Origin of the sequence: Gemmobacter sp. (assembly GCF_016792925.1) — a bacterium.
Lineage (GTDB): Bacteria > Pseudomonadota > Alphaproteobacteria > Rhodobacterales > Rhodobacteraceae > Gemmobacter.
Genome location: NZ_JAEULU010000216.1, coordinates 1 through 2,187, shown reverse-complemented (window position 1 = coordinate 2,187; position 2,187 = coordinate 1). Strand labels below are relative to the sequence as shown.

Sequence of the window (2,187 nt, the reverse complement as noted above, 5' to 3'; positions counted from 1 at the left end):
CGGCCCGCGCGAGTCGCGTCAAGCGCGATCTGCACGCTTGCACTGCGGCGGGCGCGCCCCCAGATTGCAGCAAAGCAAAGGAGTGTTTCACGATGCGCAAGGTTTTGGCCCCGGCTTTTCTGGCAGCCCTGATGACGGCCGCGCCCGCCCTCTCGCCCGCAGCGGCCGAGGAGGTCGGGCAGGTGGGCGTGGATTGGGTGGGCAATGACATCCTGATCGAGGCCTTCCAGGACCCCAAGGTGCAGGGCGTCACCTGTCACCTGGCCTATTTCGACCGCTCGCTGATTGATCGGGTGAGCAATGGCAACTGGTTCGAAGACCCCAGCTATTCGGCGGTGGATTGCACCCAGACCGGGCCGATCACGCTGGGCAATATCGACCGGGGCGAGGAGGGCGAGGAAGTGTTCAGCGAGGGGCGATCCTTGATCCTGAAGTCGCTGAAGGTGACGCGGATTTACGACGAGAAGAACAAGGCGCTGATCTATCTGGGCCATGCGAGCGAATTGACCCAAGGCTCCGGCAAGATGTCGCTTTCCGTCGTGCCGTTGGGCCAGCCCTAAGCGGCGCAGGGGGGCTGTCTGCCCCCCACGGGGCCTTTGGCCCCTCCCCCCGAGGATATTTGGAAACAGATGAAAGGCAGGACAGCAGCCTGATTTCATCTGTTCAAAAATATCCCACGGGGGTGCGGGGGTGTGAAACCCCCGCTTCTGCCGGGTCAATCGGCGCGGGCGGTGGTGATGGGGGCGCTGAGATCGCCCTGGAACACGGCGGAGACTTCGGCGCGGAGGATGCGGGCGATTTGGGCGCAATCCTCGAGGCTGAAGGTCAGCGGCAGGCGCATGTCGATCAGGCCCGCCAGCACGCGGTCGGTGCGGGGCATGGGGGCGCTGGGGGCATAGGTCCAGCTGTCATAGCGGCTGGTGAAGGCCACGGGCTCGGGCGCGCCGAACCATTTCAGCTCCACCCCGCGCGCCGCGCTGCGGGCGAGGACGGCCTGGATGGCCTCGGCTTGCCAATCCAGCAGCAGGAACTGGAAGGAGGAGGCGACGAAGCCTTCCTGATCGGGTCTTTCGATCAGGGTGAGACCGGGGGTTTGCGTGAGCCCCTGTTCCAGCACGCGGTAGCGCTCGTTCCAGCGGGTGCATTGCGCCGCGAGGTCGCGCAGTTGCGGGCGCAGGATCGCGGCGCGCAGGTTGTCCATCCGGCCCGAGACATTGGGCGTGGTCAGGCGATGGGGCGCGAAGGCCTCGGGCGGGGGCGCGGCGCGGTGGCGGTCATAGAGCATATAGCTGCCCGACAGCAGGATGGCGCGGGCCATCAGCTCGGGCTCATCCGAGATCAGCAGCCCGCCCTCGCCGGAATTGGCGTGTTTGTAGGTTTGCGTTGAAAAGCAGCCCATGGCCCCCCAGCGCCCGGTGAGGCGGCCCGCCCATGTGGCGCCCATCGTATGCGCGCAATCCTCGATCACCGTGATGCCGCGCGCGTCGCAGAGCCGCATCAGCGCCGCCATGTCGCAGATATGGCCGCGCATGTGGCTGAGCATCAGCAGGCGGGCGCCCGAGGCTTTGGCGGCGAGGTCGTCAAGGTCGATCACGAGGCCTTCGGTGACGCCCACAAACACCGGCACGGCCCCCACGCTGGCGATGGCGCCGGGCACGGGGGCGAGGGTGAAGGCATTGGTCAGCACGCGCTCGCCCGGTTGCACGCCCGCGGCGCGGAGCGCGCAGGCCAGCGCATAGCCGCCCGAGGCGACAGCGAGGCAATAGCGCGCGCCGGTCTGGGCGGCGAAGTCTTCCTCCAGCAGCGCGGCCTCGGCCACTTCGCCGGGCGCGGTGTTGTAGCGGTGCAGGCGGCCCGAGTGCAGGACGCGCAGCGCGGCCTCGATCCCTTCGGCGGGGATGGGTTCCTGTTGGGTGAAGCTTCCGGTGAAACGTTCCATGGCGGGTCAGCCGATCAGCCGGGCCACGAGGGCGGGGAGGTGGTCGTAGTGATCCAGCAGCGCCTCGGGGGCGAGGCGGGAGACGCCTGCGCCCTCGGGGCCGAAGGTGACGAGGACGGAGGGCACGCCCACGGCGGCGGCGGTCTTGCGGTCGGTCTCGGTATCGCCGACCAGCAGCGAGCGTTTGGGGTCGCCGCCCGCCTGGGCCACGGCGGCGAGGTAGGGTGCGGGGTCGGGTTTGCGGGTGG

The 2,187-nt window shown here is 68.5% G+C and carries 3 protein-coding genes; 1 reads left to right on the top strand and 2 read right to left on the bottom strand.

Annotated features, from left to right (window positions below; translation table 11 throughout):
• Nucleotides 1-92 precede the first annotated feature (92 nt).
• Entirely contained in the window at nucleotides 93-560 is a 468-nt protein-coding gene (locus tag JNN06_RS10410) for a CreA family protein (protein WP_291239524.1), read from the top strand.
• 155 nt (nucleotides 561-715) lie between these two features.
• On the opposite strand, the gene JNN06_RS10405 is transcribed toward JNN06_RS10410, so the two are convergent.
• Nucleotides 716-1,939, bottom strand: coding sequence for a DegT/DnrJ/EryC1/StrS family aminotransferase (locus JNN06_RS10405; protein WP_291239523.1), 1,224 nt, complete (start codon nucleotides 1,937-1,939; stop codon nucleotides 716-718).
• A gap of 6 nt (nucleotides 1,940-1,945) precedes the next feature.
• On the bottom strand, nucleotides 1,946-2,187 hold a 242-nt coding region (locus tag JNN06_RS10400), incomplete at its 5' end, for an HAD hydrolase-like protein (RefSeq protein WP_291239522.1).

Coding starts and splice junctions, on each gene's coding strand:
- JNN06_RS10410 (WP_291239524.1), top strand. CDS start 93: ATGCGCAAGGTTTTGGCCCCGGCTTTTCTGGCAGCCCTGATGACGGCC.
- JNN06_RS10405 (WP_291239523.1), bottom strand. CDS start 1,939: ATGGAACGTTTCACCGGAAGCTTCACCCAACAGGAACCCATCCCCGCC.